Below are 18,813 nucleotides of genomic sequence, written 5' to 3' on the forward strand. Positions count from 1 at the left end.
GGGAGCGCCGAGAGAGGGAGGTCCCCGGCGAGGGAGCCCCCTATACGGGATCAGTGTGCCGACCCCGAGAGCTGGAGGCCGATGACCCCTATGATCACCAGGCTGATCGAGATGATCTTCAGGGTCGAGACCAGATCACCGAGGAAGATCATCCCGTAGATCGCGGTACCGGCCGCGCCGATCCCGGTCCACACCGCGTACGCCGGGCCCACGTCCAGCTTCTTCAGGGCCAGGGTGAGCAGACCGAAGCTGCCCAGCGCGAAGACGCAGAAGGCGACGGTCGGCCAGAGTCGGGTGAAGCCGTGCGACAGCTTCAGACAGACGGCGAAGCCCGTTTCGAGCAGCCCCGCGACGATGACCAGCAGCCACGCCATGTGCAATCCTCCCGTAACTCAGCGTTCGGTGACGCTCTGTGACCATTCGTCAAATGGGCCGCTAGGTAGGTGTATAGGGATGTATGGGCCGCATACGGCTGTTGCGATTATGCACTTACCGGGCCTGGAAGGGATCAAACAACGCCAAGGTCAGTCACCGGTCAGTCACCTTCCCGGCGCTCCCGGGTGGCCAGCAGGCGGCGCAGCGAGTAGAGGCGGGCGGGGTCCGCGTGGCCCTCGGCGACCCACTCGTCCAGCGCGCAGTCCGGCTCGTCGTGGCTGCACGCGCGCGGGCAGTTCGCGGTGCCGGGCTCCAGGTCGGGGAAGGCGTGGATGACCCGGGACGGATCGATGTGGGCGAGGCCGAAGGACCGGACGCCCGGGGTGTCGACGACCCAGCCGCCGGAGTCACCGGCCAGGGGGAGCGCGAGGGCCGAGGTGGTGGTGTGCCGGCCGCGGCCGGTCACCGCGTTGACATGGCCGGTCAGGCGGCGCCGGTCCGCCGGCACCAGCGCGTTGACCAGGGTGGTCTTGCCGACGCCGGAGTGCCCGACGAACGCCGTTACCTTCCCGGCGAGCTGCTCCGCGACCCGCTCCGCCGCCGTTCCGCTCTCCAGCTCCTCCCGGCTGGTCACGACGAACGGGATGTCCAGGTCGCCGTACAGCTCCCGCAGTTTGTCGGGGGAGGCCAGGTCCGACTTGGTCATCACGAGGACCGGGTCGAGCCCGCCGTCGTACGCCGCCACCAGGCAGCGGTCGATCAGGCGGGGGCGGGGCTCGGGGTCGGCGAGGGCGGTGACGATCGCCAGTTGATCGGCGTTCGCGACGACCACCCGCTCGTAGGGGTCGTCGTCGTCCGCCGTGCGGCGCAGTACCGAGGTGCGCTCCTCGATCCGGACGATCCGGGCCAGAGTGTCCTTCATGCCGGAGAGATCGCCGACCAGGGCGACACGGTCGCCGACCACGGCCGCCTTGCGGCCCAGCTCCCGGGCCTTCATCGCCACCACCGTGCGGTCCTCGACCAGACAGGTCAGCCGGCCCCGGTCGACCGTGAGGACCATGCCCTCGGCCGCGTCCTCGTGCTTGGGGCGGATATGGGTGCGCGGCCGGTTGCCCTTGCGGTTGGGGCGCGAACGGATGTCGTCCTCGTCGGTGTGCTTGCCGTAGCGGCGCATGGCGTGGTCCCTACGCCCCGAGCATCCCGGTCCACAGCTCGGGGAAGTCCGGCAGGGTCTTCGCCGTCGTGGCCACGTTCTCGATCCGTACGTCCTTCACCGCCAGGCCGATGATCGCGCCCGCGGTGGCCATCCGGTGGTCCTCGTAGGTGTGGAAGATCCCGCCGTGCAGCGGGCGCGGGCGGATGCGCAGTCCGTCGGCGGTCTCGGTGACATCGCCGCCGAGTTCGTTGATCTCCTTGGTGAGCGCGGCCAGCCGGTCCGTCTCGTGCAGCCGCAGATGGGCCACCCCGCGCAGGGTGGAGGGGGAGTCGGCCAGCGCCGCGACCGCCGCGATGCCGGGGGTCAGCTCACCGACCTCGCCCAGGTCGACGTCCACCCCGTGGATGGCGCCGGAGCCGGTGAACTCCAGTCCGTAGTCCGTCAGTTCGCAGGAGCCGCCCATCTCGGTGAAGATCTCCCGCAGCCGGTCGCCGGGCTGGGTGGTACGGGCCGGCCAGTCCGGGATCACCACCTTGCCGCCGGTCACCAGCGCCGCCGCCAGGAACGGCTGGGCGTTGGACAGATCCGGCTCGACGACCAGATCGCGGCCGAGCAGCGCGCCCGGCGTCACCCGCCAGACATTGGGCTCGCCGCCCGACTCCGGGGTGTCCACCTGGGCGCCGACCGCGCGCAGCATGTCCACCGTCATCCGGATGTGCGGCAGCGACGGCAGGGTGGAGCCGATGTGCCGGACCTCCACCCCCTGGTTGAAGCGCGGGGCGGACAGCAGCAGCGCGGAGACGAACTGCGACGACGAGGACGCGTCGACCTCCACCGGGCCGCCGTCCAGCGCCCCCGAGCCCTGCACGGTCAGCGGCAGCGCGCCCCGCCCCTCGTCGTCGATCCGGGCGCCCAGCACCCGCAGCGCGTCGATCACGCCGTGCAGGGGGCGCTCGTAGGAGCGGGGGTCGCCGTCGAAGCGGACCGGGCCGTCGGCGAGGGTGGCGACCGGCGGCAGGAACCGCATCACCGTGCCGGCGTTGCCGACATCGACGGTGGCGTCGCCGCTCAGCCCGGCCGGGAGCACCCGCCACGCCTCGCCGGAGCCCCCCGCGACGGAGGAGCTGGACGACACCGTCTCCTCGATGCCCACGCCCATCGCGCGCAGGGCGCCGGCCATCAGCAGGGTGTCGCGGGAGCGGAGCGGGCGGCGCAGCCAGCCGGGCTCGGAGGCGAGGGCGGCGAGCACGAGGGCGCGGTTGGTGACCGACTTGGACCCCGGCACGTGGACCGTCGCGTCGACGGCTCCGCTCGCGTGCGGGGCGGGCCAGAGGGCGGTGTGCGTGGTGTTGGGGACCATACACCCACCTTATAAGGGGTGGGGTGGGCGGTGTTTTGCCTCCACGGCGAGGCGGGGACGGGATCTGTCACGTCGTCCGTCGGCCCGCTCCCCGGCGCGTGAGCCGGTCACACCTCCAGCAGCCACCGGCCGCCGCCGATCAGCGAGCACAGCGACACCGCGTGGAACAGGAAGAACCACAGGCCCGCCGGGACATGCGTGAGCCGCGAGAGCTGGTCGGCGTCCGAGTCGCCCGCGCCGCCGCGCGAGCGCTTGGCCTGGAGCTCGAAGGCCGGGCGCACCCCGCCCACCAGCAGGAACCACACCACCGCGTACGCGAAGGCGGCCTGCACCTGGGGCCCCGCCAGCCAGGACACCAGCAGGAACGCGGCCCCGCTGAGGCACACCGTCAGCACGCCGTACGCGTTGCGGATCATCACCAGCATCGCGAGCAGCAGCCCCGTCGCCAGCCACAGCAGCAGGGTGATCCGGCCGGAGCCGAGCAGGGCGGCGCCGCCGAGCCCGAGCAGCGGCGGGGCGGTGTAGCCGGCGGCGGCGGTGAGGATCATGCCGATGCCGTGCGGCTTGCCCCGGCTCACGGTCAGCCCGCTGGTGTCCGAGTGCAGCCGGATCGCGGTGAGCGTGCGCCCGGTCAGCAGGGCGATCAGGCCGTGGCCGCCCTCGTGGGCGATGGTGATCGCGTTCCGGGATATCCGCCAGGGCCCCTGCGGGACGACGATCACCAGGGCGAGCAGCAGGGTCCCGATCACCACCCACAGGTCGGGGGCGGGCTGGGTGCCGGTGAGTTCGTCCCAGAGGGAGGTGGCTGAGGTGGTGTCCATGGTGCCCATGTGTCCGGGGCGCTCCCTGTCTCCCTGGCCGATCTGGCAGTGTGGCACGTATGTGCGGACGGTATGCATCGAGTCGTAGGCCCGAGGATCTCGCAGGAATCTTTGAGATCGAGAAGTGGGAGCCGGAGGAGACCCTCGCGCCCGACTACAACGTCGCCCCGACCAAAGAGGTCTACGCGGTCCTGGACCGTGCCCTCAAAGACGCGGAGGACCCTCGTCCGGTTCGCCAGCTCCGCAAGCTGAAGTGGGGACTGGTGCCGTCCTGGGCCAAGACCCCCGAGGGCGGCGCCCGGATGATCAACGCCCGCGCGGAGACCGTCCACGAGAAGCCCTCCTACCGCCGCGCCTTCGCCACCCGCCGCTGCATCCTGCCCGCCGACGGCTACTACGAGTGGGTCACCGGCAAGGACGAGCGGGAACTGGAGGTCGAGGGCAAGAAGAAGCGGCCCCGCAAGCAGCCGTACTTCGTGCTCCCCGCCGACGGCTCGGTCTTCGCGATGGCCGGGCTGTACGAGTTCTGGCGCGACCGCACCCTGCCCGACGAGCACCCGCTGGCCTGGTGGGTGACCTGCTCGGTGATCACCACCGAGGCGGAGACGGGCCCCCTCGCCGTGTCCCCCGCCGACGGGCCGCACGCCCTCGCCGAGATCCACCCCCGGATGCCGCTGATGCTCACCCCGGACCGCTGGGACGACTGGCTGGACCCGTCCCGCACCGACCCCGAGGACCTGCGCTCCCTGCTGGCCCCGCCGCCCCCCGGCCTGATGCGCGCCTACCCGGTCTCCACCGCCGTCAGCAACGTCCGCAACAACGGCCCGGAACTCCTCAAGGAACTCGCCGGTCCGGAGGAGGGCACCCTGTTCTGACCGCCCGGTACGGCAGGATCACCGGTGACACCGGCCATGGGCGGCACGGGAACGAACGAGAAGCAAAACGAACGAGAAGTAAAACGAACGAAAAGCGAAACGAACGGACGGGCGCCGACATGACGGGCAGCGAGACCACCGAGACCGTCGCCACCGACACCGGCCCCGCCCGGATCACCTGGCACCCGGCCCGCGCGCAGCGCCAGGTGCTGGCCGTGAGCCATGGCGCGGGCGGCGGCATCGGCGCCCGTGACCTCCAGGCCCTCGCCGCCGTCCTGCCCGCCCACGGGGTGACCGTCGCCCTGGTGGAGCAGCCCTGGCGGGTCGCCGGGAAGAAGGTCGCCCCGGCCCCGAAGACCCTGGACACCGGCTGGCGGGGACTGTGGCCCGCGCTCGCCGCGCGCGGGCTGCCGGTGATCGCCGGGGGCCGCAGCGCGGGCGCCCGGGTCGCCTGCCGCACGGCCCGGGAGCTGGGCGCCGCCGCCGTGCTCGCGCTCAGCTTCCCGCTGCACCCGCCGGGCCGCCCGGAGAAGTCCCGCGCCGGTGAACTGCTCGGCGCCGGGGTGCCCACCCTGGTCGTCCAGGGCGGCAACGACCCCTTCGGACGCCCCGCCGAGTTCCCGCCGGGCGGTTCCTACGCACTGGCCGAGGTGCCGTACGCCGATCATGGGCTCGCGGTGCCGAAGACGGCCCCCATCAGCCAGGACGAGGCAGTGACGATCGTCACGGACCGGGTGGCGGAGTGGGTGCGGGGGCTGGGCTGACGGGTGGGGGAATGCCCGCGCTTTGCCTGCTGTTGAAGGCGGACAGAAGGGCCGGGGCACCGGCACCGACAGCCTAGGAGAGGAAGTCCGCCGCATGGGTTCGACCACCGTCCCGAGCCGCGCCTCGCAGTCCGACCTGGAGTGGACGGTGCTGCACACGGCCAGGACCGCTCCCCTTCGAGCGGCGGCCGGAGCGGATCGTCGTCTATCCTCCGATTCTGGTGGGACCGGGTTCGGTCCTGCCCGGAAACTTGAGGAGGTGGGTCCGGTTCCCGGTACCGACGCAGGGACCGACTACGGCCAGGCGGAGCAGCCCGAGGGCCGGGGCGGCGGCGCGGAGACGACCGCCCAGCGCAGCGCGCGCTTCGAGCGGGACGCGCTGGAATTCCTCGACCAGATGTACTCGGCCGCGCTGCGCATGACGCGTAATCCGGCCGACGCCGAGGATCTGGTGCAGGAGACCTACGCCAAGGCGTACGCGTCCTTCCACCAGTTCCGCGAGGGCACCAACCTCAAGGCATGGCTGTACCGGATCCTCACCAACACCTTCATCAACTCGTACCGCAAGAAGCAGCGCGAACCCCAGCGCTCCGCGGCCGAGGAGATCGAGGACTGGCAGCTCGCCCGCGCCGAGTCGCACATGTCGACCGGTCTGCGCTCCGCCGAGTCGCAGGCGCTGGACCATCTGCCCGACTCGGATGTGAAGGAAGCGCTCCAGGCGATCCCCGAGGAATTCCGCATCGCCGTCTATCTCGCGGATGTCGAGGGCTTTGCCTACAAGGAGATCGCGGACATCATGGGGACACCCATCGGTACGGTGATGTCCCGGCTGCACCGGGGACGCCGCCAACTGCGCGGAATGCTGGAGGACTACGCCCGTGACCGCGGGCTCGTCCCGGCGGGCGCCGGAGAGTCGAACGACGCGAAAGGCTCGGGCTCATGAGCTGCGGAGAGCCGCACGAGACGGACTGCAGTGAGGTACTCGACCATCTGTACGAGTTCCTCGACAGCGAGATGCCCGACCTGGACCGGGACAAGTTCCAGCAGCACTTCGAGGAGTGCTCCCCGTGCCTGGAGAAGTACGGCCTGGAGCAGGCCGTGAAGAAGCTGGTCAAGCGCTGCTGCGGCCATGACGACGTGCCCAGCGATCTGCGGGCCAAGGTGATGGGCCGGCTGGAGCTGATCCGCTCCGGACAGACCGCGCCCGACCACGACGTGACCGCCAGCAGCACCGCCGCACAGGAGTCCTGACCCCCCCCCGCGCCCCCGGTCCCGGCCCGCCTCCGGGACCGCCTCGCGTCACCCGAACGTGCTAATCGACGGGTTATCCGCCCGCGTTCCCCGCCCCGCCGTCCTAGGCTCCGGAGCCTGGACAGGCATGGTCGGGGGCGGGGGAGGGCGTCATGGCGGCGAGACCGGCACAGGCCCGTGTGTACATCGCCGGTACCGCGCTGACCGCGCTCGCCTGTCTCACCCCCGTCATCGGACTGCGCACCCCCTGGTGGGCCGTCGCCGCCCTGGCCGTGCTGCACGCGGCCGGGGAGCGGCTCGCCCGGCGCCGCTTCGCCGGTACCTGCTACCCCGTGCTGCTCGCCGGGGCGTTTCTGCTGCCGCCGCCCGCCGCCGCGCTGGTGGTGCTGCCGGGGGCGCTGCTCGCCGAGGTCGAGGAGAGCCCGCGGGGCTGGCGGCGGCTGTGGCGGGCCGCGCGGCTGGTGGTCGCCGTCTGGACCGCGACCCACGCCCACTGGGTGTTCGGCGGCCGGGACGCGGTGGTCGCCTCCGACTTCCCCTACGCCCTGGTCCCGGCCACCGCCGCCGTCCTCGCCTTCGGCCTGGCCCTCACCGCCCTCGACGGCGGCATCCTCGTCCTGGCCGAGGGCGTCCCCGCCCGGCGGGCCTGGCGGGGGCTGCTGTCCCGCTCGCTCGGGCCGATCGCCGTGCACGGACTCGCCGGGCTGATGATGGCCGTGCTGTGGCGCAGCCCGTACGGGCCGGTCGCCGCGCTGCTGGTGCTGCTGCCGATGTGTGTCTCCTGGTGGGCGTTCGCCCAGTACCACCGGGAGAGCGCCGCCCATCAGGCGACCATCCGCGCGCTGGTCCAGGCCGTCGACATCAAGGACGGCTACACCCGCGGCCACAGCGAGCGGGTCGGCCAGGCGTCCATGCTGATAGCCCGGGAACTCGGCCTGGACGAGGAGCGCGTCGAACTCATCCGCTTCGCCGGGATCCTGCACGACGTCGGCAAGCTCGGCGTCCCCACCCGGCTGCTCCGCAAGGACGGCCCCCTCACCCCCGAGGAACGCCGGGTGATCGAACTGCACCCGGAGTACGGCCACGAGATGGTGCGCGGCATCGGCTTCCTCGGCGAGGCCCGCTCCGCGATCCTCCACCACCACGAACGCCTCGACGGCAGCGGCTACCCCTACGGCCTGGCCGGCAGCCAGATCCCCGAACCCGCCCGGGTCGTCGCCGTCGCCGACGCCTTCGACGCCATGACCTCCACCCGCTCCTACAGCCGGGCCCGCCCCGTCCCGGTCGCGCTCGCCGAACTGCGGCGCTGCGCGGGCGCGCAGTTCGACCCGCGGATGGTCGAGGCGCTGATCCGGGCGCTGGGCCGGGCCCCCACCGGCGACCAGCCGACGGGCTGGCACCCGGCCGTCACCTCCGACGAGCCCCGCGCCCCCCGGATCTCCCTCCCGGCGGTCCGCCGCCAGGGGGCGCACCGATGACCGCGAGCACCGTGCCGGGCCGGGCGCCGGAGCGGAGGGCGGGCCGGGTGCTGTGCGGGCTGCTGCACGGCTACGCCGGGCTCGCCGCCTGCTTCTGCCTCGCCCTGACCCTGTGGCACGGGCTGGCCGGACGAGGGATCGCACTGGTGTTCGGGATCCTGGTGGCTGTGGGCGAGCTGACCCGCTGGACCTGGACCGAGGGCCGCGACGCCGCCCCGCTCGCCACGGCCGGGGCGCTCTCGTACGCGCTGCTCGGCTCGGTGGCCGGGACGCCGACCGAGCACGGAGTCGTCCAGGTCGTCACCGTCGTCTTCGCGGCGACCCTGGCCGGGAGCGTCCCGCACATCGCGCGCCGGCGCGGCCCGACCCTCGACCATCTCACCCGGCGCGTCCTGACCGTCGGCTTCGCCGCCGTCTGCTTCCATCCCCTGTACCGGCAGGGGGTGTTCGACGACTGGGGCGGCCCCGGCTACGCCCTGCTGCTCATCCTGATCCTGGCCCTGACCGCGCTCTGCGACGCCGTGCTGGCCGGAGCGCTGGCGCACGCCCGCACCGGGTGGCCGTTCGGCCCGCTGCTGCGCGAGGAACTGCGGGCGATGCGCGGGATCGGCTCGGCGGTGTGCGCGACCGGCGCGGTCATGGCGCTCGGGGTCGCGGTCGCCGGGCTGTGGGCGCTGCCGCTGTTCGCGCTGCCCCTGCTGCTGGCCCAGGTCACCTTCCGCCGCTACTCCGCCGTCCGCGCCACCTACCGCCAGACCATCGCCTCCCTGGCCCGCGCCACCGAGATCGCCGGGTACACCCCGGCCGGGCACGCCCACCGGGTCGCCGCCCTCAGCCAGGCCGTCGGCCGGGACCTCGGGCTCACCGAGCCGGAGCTGACCGTGCTGGAGTACGCCGCCCTGATGCACGACATCGGCCAGCTCAGCCTGGTCGACCCGGTCCCGGCCGGGGCCACCGCCGAACTGCCCGCCGCGGAACAGCGCCGGATAGCGCTGCTCGGCGGGGCGGTCGTCCGCCAGACCGGCGTCGACGCCGCCGTCGCCGCGGTCGTGGAACGCCAGGCCGACCCCTACCGCGAACAGCCCGTGGCGGCGAGGATCGTCAGGGCGGTCAACGCGTACGAGGAGAAAGCGCGGGAAGCCGGTCCCGGAGGGCCGCTCACCGCGCTGGAGGAACTGCGGCTGGGCACCGCCGGGGACTACGCCCCGGAGGTCGTGGAGGCCCTCGCCCGGGTGCTGGCCCACCAGGGCGGCAGCGGGTGAGCCTGGGTGCGCACAGCGGGTCTGACCCCGGGCCCCGCTGGGTAACCCATGGGTAATGAGCGCCCTTCCAGCGGTACGTGGTTGGATGCGAGGAAGAGGGTGTCCGGGGGCTCGGCCGGCCCACCGAACGGAACTGGCAGGCGGGAATCGTGAGGATCTTCGGCAAGGGACGTCACCGGCCCTCCGCCTCCTGGCGGCAGGCCACGGACCGCGCGTTCACGCTGATCGGCGACGGCCGGTACGAGGACGCCGGAGCGCTGCTGACCCGGGCGGCCGATCTGGAGCCCTGGCTGTCGGAGTCCTGGTTCAACCTGGCCCTGCTGCACAAGTTCCGGCACGACTGGGAGCAGGCGCGGGCCGCCGGGCTCCGCGCGGTCGCCCTGCTGGACCGGGAGACCGGGGCACCCGACTGGTGGAACGTCGGGATCGCCGCCACCGCCCTCCAGGACTGGCCGCTGGCCCGCCGCGCCTGGCAGGCGTACGGGCTGCACGTACCGGGGGGCGCCACCGACTCCGGTGAGCCGGTCGGCATGGATCTGGGCAGCGCGGCGGTCCGGCTCTCCCCGGAGGGCGAGGCCGAGGTGGTGTGGGGGCGGCGGCTGGATCCGGCGCGGATCGAGGTGCTGTCCATTCCGCTGCCGTCGTCCGGGCGGCGCTGGGGCGAGGTCGTCCTGCACGACGGGGTGCCGCACGGCGAGCGGACCACCTCCGCCGGGCACGCCTATCCGGTCTTCGACGAGATCGAGCTGTGGGCGCCGTCGCCCGTGCCGACCTGGGTGGTGCTGCTGGACGCGGCGACCGAGGCCGACCGGGACGCGCTGGAGCAGCTCGCCGCGGACGCCGGGTTCGCGGCGGAGGACTGGTCGTCGTCGGTACGGCTGCTGTGCCGGCTGTGCTCGGAGTCGCGGATGCCGTCGGACGAGGGGGACGGGGAGCATCTGGATCCCCACGACCACAGCGAGCCGGGCCAGCCGGGGCCGCTGGGGCACCGGACGGACGGGCAGTTGTGGGTGCCGGAGCGGGAGTGCGGGGTGGCTGCGCCGGCTTCGTTGGTGCGGGGGTTGCTGGACGGGTGGGTGGCGGATGCGCCGGAGGCTCGGGACTGGCGGGATCTCGAAGAGGTGTGCTGATGTTTTATCGCCGGGTGCGGGCCGTGGTCGCTCTTCGCGCAGTTCCCCGCGCCCCTGGGTAGTGGGCGGGTGCGGGCCGTGGTCGCTTCTCGCGCAGTTCCCCGCGCCCCTTGCCGTCGGCGTCGCGCGTACCCTGTATCCGCATCGCACCGGAAGAATTTGCTAGGAAGGCATACGTCCGTCATGGCTCAGCAGGACACCGAACAGCAGCACGCGGGCGTGCTTCCCGTCGATGAGGACGGGTTTGTCGTGGACACGGAGGGCGGCGCGGAGCGGGAGCTGGCCCATCGTGAGCGGGGCACCTCGCGGGCGATCACCGTGGTCGGCAATCCGGTGCTGCACAAGGAGTGCCGGGACGTCACGGTCTTCGACGACGAGCTGCGCGCGCTGGTCGACGACATGTTCGCCAGCCAGCGTACCGCCGAGGGCGTCGGGCTCGCCGCCAATCAGATCGGCGTCGATCTGAAGGTGTTCGTCTACGACTGCCCGGACGACGACGGCAACCGGCATGTGGGCGTCGTCTGCAACCCGAAGGTCGTGGAGCTGCCCGCGGAGCGGCGGAGCCTGGACGACAGCAACGAGGGCTGTCTGTCGGTGCCGGGGGCGTACGCGCCGCTCGCGCGCCCGGACTACGCCGAGGTGACCGGGCAGGACGAGCGGGGCAACCCGATCAAGGTGCGGGGCAGCGGCTACTTCGCTCGGTGTTTGCAGCACGAGACCGACCACCTGCACGGGTACCTCTACATCGACCGGCTGTCCAAGCGGGAGCGCAAGGACGCGCTGCGTCAGATGGCCGAGAACGAGCCGCGCTACCCCGTCGTCCCCAACGACTGAGCGGCTGCGCGCCGCAGCCGGACGAACGGCGCCCGACCGGGAGGGAAACCGGTCGGGCGCCGTTCGTCTGTCCCTCGCGCGTTCGAGTCGGAGGGGCGATCGGATGAGCACTCCTACTGATCCACAATCGGTCACGCAAGAGGGGAATCGGGGCATGTTGGGGTAGTGAATGAAGCAAATCCGTTCCCAGATAGGTCAGTCGTGGTGCTGAATGGGAAGTGCGGGGATACGCAACGGCGCACGCCCGGTACGCGGGAAGGGTGTGCGCGACTGGCGGCTGAGAGGGGTTTGTTCGTGTCTTTCCCACACGGCACCACAGCGACGACGACCGCGATCCCACCATCGCTCTCTCTCCCGGTGATCGAGTCGGCGTTTGTGCGGCAGCTCCACCCGTATTGGCCCCGGCTCCAGGAGAAGACCCGCACCTGGCTGCTCGAAATGCGGCTCATGCCGGCCGACACAGTGGAGGAATATGCCGATGGACTTTGCTACACCGACCTCATGGCCGGGTTCTACCTCGGCGCCCCGGATGACGTCCTTCAGGCGATAGGCGACTACAGCACCTGGTTCTTCGTCTGGGACGACCGCCACGACCGGGACATCGTGCACCGGCGCCCCGAGTCCTGGCGCCGGCTGCGGCAGCGGCTGCACGCGGCCCTCGACGCCCCCGGGGACCACCTGCACCACAAGGATCCCCTGGTCGCGGGGTTCGCGGACAGCGTGTCCCGGCTGCTGTCCTTTCTGCCGGGCACCTGGAACGCCCGATTCGCACGGCACTTCCACGCGGTCATCGAGGCGTACGACCGCGAGTTCCACCACCGCACCGAGGGGATCGTCCCCGGCGTCGAGGAATATCTCGCGCTGCGCCGGCTGACCTTCGCGCACTGGATCTGGACGGATCTGCTGGAGCCGGCCGCCGGGCTGGAACTCCCGCGCCCGGTGCGCAGACACCCGGCCTTTCGCCGGGCGGCGCTGCTCAGTCAGGAATTCGCCGCCTGGTACAACGACCTCTGTTCGCTGCCCAAGGAAATCGCGGGCGCCGAGGTGCACAATCTCGGGATCAGTCTTGTCACCCATGAGGGACTGACCCTCGAAGAATCCGTCGGAGAAGTGCGGCGCCGGGTCGAGGAATGTATATCCGAATTCCTGGTCGCCGAACAGCAGACCCTGCGATTCGCCGACGAACTCGACGGCGACGGCACGGTCGCCGGAAAAGAATTCGGTGCGGCCGTTCGTGCCTGCGTCGCGAACATGCGGAACTGGTTCAGTTCCGTCTACTGGTTCCACCATGAATCCGGCCGGTACAAGGTCGACAACTGGGACGACCGGTCCACGCCCCCGTACGTCAACAACGAAGCGGCAGGTGAGAAATGACCGTCGAGTCGGTGAGGCCCGAACCCACCGCCCCCGGGTCCGGGGAACTGCGCGAAGCGCCCCTCGCGGGGGGCGGCGTGCCCCTCGTCGGGCACGGCCTGAAACTGGTGCGCGACCCGCTCGGCTTCATGTCCGGGCTCCGCGCCCACGGCGAGGTGGTGCGGCTGAAGCTCGGCCCCAAGACGGTGTACGCCGTCACCACCCCGGAACTGACCGGGGCGCTCGCCCTCGACCCCAACTACAAGATCGACGGCCCGCTCTGGGAGTCCCTGGAGGGCCTGCTCGGCAAGGAGGGCGTGGCCACCGCCAACGGCCCGCGCCACCGCCGCCAGCGGCGCACCATCCAGCCCGCCTTCCGGCTCGACGCCATCCCGGCCTACGGGCCGATCATGGAGGAGGAGGCCCATGCGCTGACCGAGCGCTGGCAGCCCGGCGCGACCATCGAGTGCACCGGCGAGGCGTTCCGGGTCGCGGTGCGGGTGGCGGCGCGCTGTCTGCTGCGCGGCGACTCCATGGACGAGCGGGCGGAGCGGCTCTGCGACGCGCTCGCGGTGGTCTTCCGGGGCATGTACCGGCGGATGGTGGTGCCGCTCGGCCCGCTCTACCGGCTGCCGCTTCCGGCCAACCGGAAATTCAACCGGGCCTTGGCCGATTTGCATCTCCTGGTGGACGAGATCATCGCCGAGCGCCGGGCATCCGGTCAAAAGCCGGACGATTTGCTGACGGCATTGCTGTCGGCGAAGGACGAAAAGGGTGACCCCATCGGGGAACAGGAGATCCACGACCAGGTGGTCGCGATAGTCCTGCCCGGCAGTGAAACCGTGGCGTCCACGATCATGTGGCTGCTCCACCTCCTCGCCGAACATCCGGAGCACGCCGACAAGGTGCACGACGAGGTCCAATCCCTCACCGGCGGGCGCCCGGTCGCATTCGGGGACGTCCGCAAGCTGACCCACACCAACAATGTCGTCGTCGAGGCGATGCGTTTGCGTCCGGCCGTATGGATACTGACCCGCCGTGCAGTGGAGGACACCGAACTCGGCGGGTATCGCATTCCGGCCGGTGCGGACATCGTCTACAGCCCGTACGCGGTCCAGCGCGATCCGCGGTCGTACGACGAGAACCTCTCCTTCGATCCCGACCGGTGGCTTCCCGGGCGGGCCGAGGACGTTCCGAAATACGCCATGAGCCCGTTCAGCGTCGGCAATCGCAAGTGCCCCAGCGATCACTTCTCGATGGCGCAGCTCTCCCTGATCACGGCGGCGGTGGCCACCCGGTACCGGTTCGAGCAGGTGGCCGGCTCCGACGACGGCACCCGGGTGGGCATCACCCTGCGGCCCAACCGGCTGCTGCTCACCCCGGTGGCGCGCGAGGAACCCGGGGTCAGGCGGCCTCCGGGCCCCTGAAGGTGCGCCGGTAGGCGTTCGGGGTGATCCCCACCGCGCGCAGGAACTGGTGGCGCAGCGCCGCCGCCGAGCCGAACCCGGTCCGCGCGGCGATCCCCTCCACCGTCTCGTCCGTGGCCTCCAGCAGCCGCTGGGCCAGCAGCACCCGCTGCCGCAGGATCCAGCGGTAGGGGGTGGTGCCGGTCTCCTGCTGGAAGCGGCGAGCGAAGGTGCGCGGTGACATCAGCGCCCGCGCGGCGAGCTGCTCGACCGTCATCTCCTCGGCGAGGTGCTGGTCCATCCAGGCCAGCACCCCGCCGACGGTGTCGCAGGCCGAGGCGGGCAGCGGCCGTTCGACGAACTGGGCCTGGCCGCCGTCCCGGTGCGGCGGCACCACCATCCGCCGGGCGATCCGGTTGGCGACATCCGTGCCCTGCTCCTTGCGGACGATGTGCAGACAGGCGTCGATCCCGGCGGCGGTCCCCGCCGAGGTGATCACCGGATCGTCGTCCACATACAGCACGTCCTGCTCGACCCGGGCGCGCGGAAAGCGCCGGGACAGCTCCTCGGCGTGCATCCAGTGGGTGGCGCAGCGCCGCCCGTCCAGCAGCCCGGCGGCGCCCAGCACGAACACCCCGGAGCAGACGCTGAGCACCCGCGCCCCCCGGTCGACCGCCCGGACCAGCGCCTCCAGCAGCGCGGGCGGATAGTCCCGTACGACGTACTCGTTGCCCGCCGGGACGGCGATCAGGTCGGCGCTCTCCAGCCGCTCCAGGCCGTGCTCGGTGGTGAGGGTGAAGCCGGGGACATGGGTGGTCAGGCTGGGGCCGTCGGCGGAGACCACGGCGAAGTCGTAGACCGGCAGTCCCTCCTCGCTGCGGTCCATGCCGAAGACCTCGCAGACGACCCCCAGCTCGAAGGGGTGAGCGCCGTCGAGCAGCACGACGGCCACGTTGTTCAGCATGCCGCCAGTGTGCCGCGCCCTTGGCAGGAAATCGAGGCCGTACGGCAGTCCTGCCACTGTTGGTAAGGAGTATGGGGTCGGACACTGATGTCATGACTAGCGCACAGACAGAAGGACTCATCGGCATGCTGGCCGTTCTCGGCATCCTGCTCCTCGTGATCCTCCCCGCGCTGATCGGCGCGGTGCGCGAGGCGCGCATCGACCGCCAGCTCAGGGAGGCCGAGCGGGGGGAGAACGAACGGGGGGAAACGGGCCGTGCGGAAGCGGGGCGTGCGGACGCTCAGAAGTCCTCGTCCAGGTCCACGGTGCCCTCCACCGCCACCTGGTACGCCGAGGGCCGCCGCTCGAAGAAGTTGGTCAGCTCCTGAACCCCTTGCAGTTCCATGAAGGCGAAGGGGTTCTCGGAGCCGTAGACCGGCGCGAAGCCCAGCCGGGTCAGCCGCTGGTCCGCGACACACTCCAGGTACTGCCGCATCGACTCGGTGTTCATCCCCGGGAGCCCGTCGCCGCACAGGTCGCGCGCGAACTGCAGCTCGGCCTCGACGGCCTCCCGCAGCATGTCGGTGACCTGCTCCTGGAGCCGGTCGTCGAACAGCTCCGGCTCCTCCTTGCGGACGGTGTCGACCACCTCGAACGCGAACGACATGTGCATGGTCTCGTCCCGGAAGACCCAGTTGGTGCCGGTGGCCAGCCCGTGCAGCAGACCCCGGCTGCGGAACCAGTAGACGTAGGCGAAGGCCCCGTAGAAGAACAGCCCCTCGATGCAGGCGGCGAAGCAGATCAGATTCAGCAGGAACCGCCGCCGGTCCGCCGCGCTCTCCAACTGGTCCAGCTTCTCCACCGAGTCCATCCAGCGGAAGCAGAACGCGGCCTTCTCCCGGATGGAGGGGATGCTCTCCACGGCCGCGAAGGCGGCGTTGCGGTCCTCCGGGTCGGGGAGATAGGTGTCCAGCAGCGTCAGATAGAACTGGACGTGCACGGCCTCCTCGAACAACTGCCGGGAGAGATAGAGCCGCGCCTCGGGTGAGTTGATGTGCTTGTAGAGCGTCAGCACCAGGTTGTTGGCCACGATCGAGTCACCGGTCGCGAAGAAGGCGACCAGCCGCCCGATGAGATGCTGCTCGGCCGCGCTGAGCTTCGCCAGATCGGCGACGTCCGAGTGGAGGTCGACCTCCTCGACGGTCCAGGTGTTCTTGATGGCGTCCCGGTAGCGCTCGTAGAAGTCGGGGTAGCGCATCGGGCGGAGCGTCAGCTCGAACCCGGGGTCGAGCAGGTTCTGGCTTCGGTGGGTGGACATCACTGGCATGCCTCGCAGGACTCGGGGTTCTCCAGGGAGCAGGCGACGGCCTCGGGATCGGCGGCCTGCTGCACGGGGATGGACGGCTCGGGGCGGCTGCTCTGCCCCTGGGCGGCGCGCGCGATCCGGGTCGCCGGGCGCGAGCGCAGGTAGTACGTGGTCTTGAGCCCCTGCTTCCAGGCGTAGGCGTACATCGAGGACAGCTTCCCGATGGTCGGCGTCTCCAGGAACAGGTTCAGCGACTGGGCCTGGTCGAGATACGGGGTACGGGCGGCGGCCATGTCGATCAGCCCGCGCTGCGGGATCTCCCAGGCGGTCCGGTACAGCCCCCGCACCTCCTCCGGGATCCACCCGAACCCTTGCACCGACCCATTGGCCTCGCGCAGCGCTTCCCGCGTCCGCGCGTCCCACACCCCCAGATTCTTCAGATCCTGCACCAGATACGAGTTCACCTGAAGAAACTCACCCGACAGCGTCTCGCGCTTGAACAGGTTGGACACCTGCGGCTCGATGCACTCGTACACCCCGGCGATGGAGGCGATGGTCGCGGTCGGGGCGATGGCCAGCAGCAGGGAGTTGCGCAGCCCGGTGACGGCGATCCGCTCGCGCAGCGCCGCCCACCGCTCGGGCCAGGTCGGGGTCACCCCGTAGTGGTCGGGGTGCAGTACCCCGCGCGCGGTACGGGTCTGCTCCCACGCCGGGAGCGGGCCGCCGCGCTCGGCGAGATCGGCGGACGCCTCGTACGCCGCCAGCATGATCCGCTCGGCGATCCGGGTGGACAGCGCCTTCGCCTCCGGCGAGTCGAAGGGCAGCCGCAGCTTGAAGAAGACGTCCTGGAGGCCCATCGCGCCCAGGCCGACCGGCCGCCAGCGGGAGTTGGAGCGGCCCGCCTGCTCGGTCGGGTAGAAGTTGATGTCCACGACCCGGTCGAGGAAGGTCACGGCGGTGCGGACGGTCTCGTCCAGCCGCTCCCAGTCGATGCCGTCCGGCCTGCCCTGATCGACGAAGGCGCCGAGATTGACCGACCCCAGATTGCAGACGGCCGTCTCCCCGTCGTCCGTGACCTCCAGGATCTCCGTGCAGAGGTTGGAGGAGTGGATGACCTGGCCGGGCTCGGCGGTCTGGTTGGCGGTGCGGTTGGCGGCGTCCTTGAAGGTCATCCAGCCGTTGCCGGTCTGCGCGAGGGTCCGCATCATCCGCCCGTACAGCTCGCGGGCGGGGAGGGTCTTACGGGCCAGCCCCTTGGCCTCGGCGGCGCGGTAGGCCGCGTCGAACTCCTCCCCCCACAGATCGACCAGCTCCGGTACATCGGCCGGGGAGAACAGCGACCAGATCCCATCGTCCCCGACCCGCCGCATGAACTCGTCCGGCACCCAGTGGGCGAGGTTGAGATTGTGCGTCCGGCGGGCGTCCTCACCGGTGTTGTCGCGCAGCTCCAGGAACTCCTCGATGTCGGAGTGCCAGGTCTCCAGATACACCGCCGCCGCGCCCTTGCGCCGCCCGCCCTGGTTCACGGCGGCCACGGACGCGTCGAGGGTCTTCAGGAACGGCACGATCCCGTTGGAGTGCCCGTTCGTCCCCCGGATCAGCGAACCGCGCGACCGGATCCGGGAGTACGACAGCCCGATGCCACCGGCGTGCTTGGAGAGCCGGGCGACCTGGTGGTAGCGGTCGTAGATGGAGTCCAGCTCGTCCTTGGGAGAGTCGAGCAGATAGCAGGACGACATCTGCGGGTGGCGCGTGCCGGAGTTGAAGAGGGTGGGGGAGGAGGGGAGGTAGTCCAGCCGGCTCATCAGCCCGTACAGCGCCGTCACCTCGTCCAGCGCGCGGGCACTCCCGTCCTCCGCGAGCCCGGCGGCGACCCGCAGCAGGAAGTGCTGGGGGGTCTCGATCACCTTGCGGGTGATGGGGTGGCGGAGGAGATAACGGCTGTGGAGGGTACGGAGGCCGAAGTAGCCGAAGCGGTCGTCGGCGGTGGGGTCGATGAGCGCGTCGAGGTGGGTGGCGTGCGCCTGTACGAAGGCGTGGGTGCGGTCGGCGATGAGTCTCTCGCGGTGGCCGGTGGCCACGGAGCCGGTGAAGGAGGTCACGCCCTGGGAGGCGGCCTCGGCGGCGATGGAGAGGGTCAGCAGCCGGGCGGCGAGGCGGGAGTAGGCGGGGTCCTCGGAGATCAGCCCGGCGGCGGCCTCGGTCGCCAGCTCCCGCAGCTCCGTCTCGTCCGCACGGGCGGAACGGCCCCGCAGCGCGGCGGCGGCGACCCGGCCGGGGTCGGCGTCGGGGAGGTCGGCGGTGAGGCCGGTGAGGGTGCGGAGGAGGGTGGTGCCGGGGGTGTCGGGGTCCGGGGTGGGAGTGGCTCCGGGGACGGTTGCGGGAGTGACTCCGGGGACGGCTGCGGGGGTGGCTGCTGAAGCCGGGTCTGCTGGCGCGATCGTCACGTGGGGCTCTCCCTCGCTCGGCACGGGGCCTCGGGGAGGGCAGGGGGCGGTG

18 protein-coding genes are annotated in these 18,813 nt (G+C 71.4%); 11 read left to right on the forward strand and 7 right to left on the reverse strand.

The window, feature by feature from the left end; all coding sequences use genetic code 11:
- Positions 1-50 precede the first annotated feature (50 nt).
- The 4 genes from AB0O01_RS22810 to AB0O01_RS22825 all read right to left on the reverse strand — a co-directional run bounded on the left by AB0O01_RS22810 (position 51) and on the right by AB0O01_RS22825 (position 3,712).
- Positions 51-374, reverse strand: coding sequence for a multidrug efflux SMR transporter (locus AB0O01_RS22810; RefSeq protein WP_365315906.1), 324 nt, complete (start codon positions 372-374; stop codon positions 51-53).
- Between the two features lie 161 nt (positions 375-535).
- The gene (gene rsgA / locus AB0O01_RS22815; RefSeq protein WP_365315908.1) at positions 536-1,549 is read right to left on the reverse strand and encodes a ribosome small subunit-dependent GTPase A; all 1,014 of its coding nucleotides are present in this window, start codon (positions 1,547-1,549) and stop codon (positions 536-538) included.
- A 10-nt stretch (positions 1,550-1,559) separates the two neighbouring features.
- A complete protein-coding gene (gene aroA / locus AB0O01_RS22820; protein ID WP_365315910.1) occupies positions 1,560-2,891 on the reverse strand; it encodes a 3-phosphoshikimate 1-carboxyvinyltransferase in 1,332 nt (443 codons plus the stop codon).
- Between the two features lie 107 nt (positions 2,892-2,998).
- Positions 2,999-3,712, reverse strand: coding sequence for a M50 family metallopeptidase (locus tag AB0O01_RS22825; RefSeq protein ID WP_365315985.1), 714 nt, complete (start codon positions 3,710-3,712; stop codon positions 2,999-3,001).
- Between the two features lie 59 nt (positions 3,713-3,771).
- Here AB0O01_RS22825 and AB0O01_RS22830 point away from each other — a divergent pair, with 59 nt between their 5' ends.
- From AB0O01_RS22830 to AB0O01_RS22875, 10 genes are all read left to right on the forward strand, one after another.
- On the forward strand, positions 3,772-4,587 hold the full coding sequence (locus tag AB0O01_RS22830; RefSeq protein WP_365315912.1) for an SOS response-associated peptidase: 816 nt from the start codon (positions 3,772-3,774) through the stop codon (positions 4,585-4,587).
- 119 nt (positions 4,588-4,706) lie between these two features.
- Entirely contained in the window at positions 4,707-5,351 is a 645-nt protein-coding gene (locus tag AB0O01_RS22835) for an alpha/beta family hydrolase (protein ID WP_365315914.1), read from the forward strand.
- A gap of 259 nt (positions 5,352-5,610) precedes the next feature.
- The gene (sigR, locus tag AB0O01_RS22840; RefSeq protein WP_365315916.1) at positions 5,611-6,294 is read left to right on the forward strand and encodes an RNA polymerase sigma factor SigR; all 684 of its coding nucleotides are present in this window, start codon (positions 5,611-5,613) and stop codon (positions 6,292-6,294) included.
- Positions 6,291-6,602: a mycothiol system anti-sigma-R factor gene (rsrA, locus tag AB0O01_RS22845; protein ID WP_365315918.1), complete on the forward strand. Its 312-nt coding sequence runs from the start codon at positions 6,291-6,293 to the stop codon at positions 6,600-6,602. Before sigR ends, rsrA begins: the two co-directional genes overlap by 4 nt.
- A gap of 152 nt (positions 6,603-6,754) precedes the next feature.
- Positions 6,755-8,080, forward strand: a complete 1,326-nt coding sequence (locus AB0O01_RS22850; RefSeq protein WP_365315920.1) for an HD-GYP domain-containing protein — start codon at positions 6,755-6,757, stop codon at positions 8,078-8,080.
- A complete protein-coding gene (locus AB0O01_RS22855) occupies positions 8,077-9,342 on the forward strand; it encodes an HD domain-containing protein (protein WP_365315922.1) in 1,266 nt (421 codons plus the stop codon). Before AB0O01_RS22850 ends, AB0O01_RS22855 begins: the two co-directional genes overlap by 4 nt.
- Before the next feature lie 149 nt (positions 9,343-9,491).
- Complete coding sequence (locus AB0O01_RS22860) at positions 9,492-10,472, forward strand: hypothetical protein (RefSeq protein ID WP_365315924.1); 981 nt, start codon at positions 9,492-9,494, stop codon at positions 10,470-10,472.
- Between the two features lie 183 nt (positions 10,473-10,655).
- Complete coding sequence (gene def / locus AB0O01_RS22865; RefSeq protein WP_365315926.1) at positions 10,656-11,306, forward strand: peptide deformylase; 651 nt, start codon at positions 10,656-10,658, stop codon at positions 11,304-11,306.
- 357 nt (positions 11,307-11,663) lie between these two features.
- Positions 11,664-12,680 carry a multidrug MFS transporter gene (locus AB0O01_RS22870; RefSeq protein ID WP_365315986.1) on the forward strand — a complete coding sequence of 339 codons (1,017 nt, stop codon included), beginning with the start codon at positions 11,664-11,666 and terminating at the stop codon, positions 12,678-12,680.
- Positions 12,677-14,086: a cytochrome P450 gene (locus tag AB0O01_RS22875; protein WP_365315928.1), complete on the forward strand. Its 1,410-nt coding sequence runs from the start codon at positions 12,677-12,679 to the stop codon at positions 14,084-14,086. The genes AB0O01_RS22870 and AB0O01_RS22875 overlap by 4 nt, the downstream gene beginning before the upstream one ends.
- Here AB0O01_RS22875 and AB0O01_RS22880 read toward each other — a convergent pair.
- Positions 14,064-15,029 carry a helix-turn-helix domain-containing protein gene (locus AB0O01_RS22880; protein WP_365315930.1) on the reverse strand — a complete coding sequence of 322 codons (966 nt, stop codon included), beginning with the start codon at positions 15,027-15,029 and terminating at the stop codon, positions 14,064-14,066. The genes AB0O01_RS22875 and AB0O01_RS22880 overlap by 23 nt on opposite strands.
- Before the next feature lie 92 nt (positions 15,030-15,121).
- Here AB0O01_RS22880 and AB0O01_RS22885 point away from each other — a divergent pair, with 92 nt between their 5' ends.
- Positions 15,122-15,397, forward strand: coding sequence for a hypothetical protein (locus tag AB0O01_RS22885; RefSeq protein WP_365315932.1), 276 nt, complete (start codon positions 15,122-15,124; stop codon positions 15,395-15,397).
- Here the strand turns inward: AB0O01_RS22885 and AB0O01_RS22890 are convergent.
- Complete coding sequence (locus AB0O01_RS22890) at positions 15,310-16,335, reverse strand: ribonucleotide-diphosphate reductase subunit beta (protein ID WP_365315933.1); 1,026 nt, start codon at positions 16,333-16,335, stop codon at positions 15,310-15,312. The genes AB0O01_RS22885 and AB0O01_RS22890 overlap by 88 nt on opposite strands.
- Complete coding sequence (locus AB0O01_RS22895; RefSeq protein ID WP_365315935.1) at positions 16,326-18,785, reverse strand: ribonucleoside-diphosphate reductase subunit alpha; 2,460 nt, start codon at positions 18,783-18,785, stop codon at positions 16,326-16,328. Before AB0O01_RS22895 ends, AB0O01_RS22890 begins: the two co-directional genes overlap by 10 nt.
- Positions 18,786-18,813 lie beyond the last annotated feature (28 nt).

The organism is Streptomyces sp. NPDC093252 (assembly GCF_040683675.1).
Taxonomy (GTDB): domain Bacteria; phylum Actinomycetota; class Actinomycetes; order Streptomycetales; family Streptomycetaceae; genus Streptomyces.

Coding starts and splice junctions, on each gene's coding strand:
- AB0O01_RS22855 (WP_365315922.1), top strand. CDS start 8,077: ATGACCGCGAGCACCGTGCCGGGCCGGGCGCCGGAGCGGAGGGCGGGC.
- AB0O01_RS22835 (WP_365315914.1), top strand. CDS start 4,707: ATGACGGGCAGCGAGACCACCGAGACCGTCGCCACCGACACCGGCCCC.
- AB0O01_RS22885 (WP_365315932.1), top strand. CDS start 15,122: ATGACTAGCGCACAGACAGAAGGACTCATCGGCATGCTGGCCGTTCTC.
- rsgA (WP_365315908.1), bottom strand. CDS start 1,549: ATGCGCCGCTACGGCAAGCACACCGACGAGGACGACATCCGTTCGCGC.
- AB0O01_RS22880 (WP_365315930.1), bottom strand. CDS start 15,029: ATGCTGAACAACGTGGCCGTCGTGCTGCTCGACGGCGCTCACCCCTTC.
- aroA (WP_365315910.1), bottom strand. CDS start 2,891: ATGGTCCCCAACACCACGCACACCGCCCTCTGGCCCGCCCCGCACGCG.
- AB0O01_RS22810 (WP_365315906.1), bottom strand. CDS start 374: ATGGCGTGGCTGCTGGTCATCGTCGCGGGGCTGCTCGAAACGGGCTTC.
- AB0O01_RS22875 (WP_365315928.1), top strand. CDS start 12,677: ATGACCGTCGAGTCGGTGAGGCCCGAACCCACCGCCCCCGGGTCCGGG.
- rsrA (WP_365315918.1), top strand. CDS start 6,291: ATGAGCTGCGGAGAGCCGCACGAGACGGACTGCAGTGAGGTACTCGAC.
- AB0O01_RS22850 (WP_365315920.1), top strand. CDS start 6,755: ATGGCGGCGAGACCGGCACAGGCCCGTGTGTACATCGCCGGTACCGCG.
- def (WP_365315926.1), top strand. CDS start 10,656: ATGGCTCAGCAGGACACCGAACAGCAGCACGCGGGCGTGCTTCCCGTC.
- AB0O01_RS22830 (WP_365315912.1), top strand. CDS start 3,772: ATGTGCGGACGGTATGCATCGAGTCGTAGGCCCGAGGATCTCGCAGGA.
- AB0O01_RS22825 (WP_365315985.1), bottom strand. CDS start 3,712: ATGGACACCACCTCAGCCACCTCCCTCTGGGACGAACTCACCGGCACC.
- AB0O01_RS22890 (WP_365315933.1), bottom strand. CDS start 16,335: ATGCCAGTGATGTCCACCCACCGAAGCCAGAACCTGCTCGACCCCGGG.